Annotated in this window: 1 protein-coding gene; it reads left to right on the forward strand. The window is 53.7% G+C overall.

Annotated features, from left to right (window positions below; translation table 11 throughout):
- Positions 1 to 22 precede the first annotated feature (22 nt).
- A partial coding sequence (locus SB772_RS43265) for a hypothetical protein (RefSeq protein WP_410838932.1) occupies positions 23 to 255 on the forward strand: 233 nt, incomplete at its 3' end.

The following is a 255-nucleotide window of genomic DNA, read 5'->3' on the forward strand; positions in this document are numbered from 1 at the left end:
GGCGCAACCGCGAAATCCCTTTGTGTATATCTTCTGTTCGGGTTTTTTTGCCGCCGCGCTGTCGGCATTGTTGTGTCTGCTGCTGGCGCTGGGGGTGCTGTGGTACGACGAAATTTTTGTCATGCCGTATTGGCTCGAAGATTTTGTCGGCTATCTGTGGCTGCTGATTTTTCCGGAAGCGTTCATCAACGGCATGATCGTCAGCGCGTTGGTGGTGTTTTGCCCGGAATGGCTGGAGACGTTCAATCGCACACG

The organism is Paraburkholderia sp. SIMBA_030 (assembly GCF_046535245.1).
In the GTDB taxonomy this organism is placed as follows: Bacteria; Pseudomonadota; Gammaproteobacteria; order Burkholderiales; family Burkholderiaceae; genus Paraburkholderia.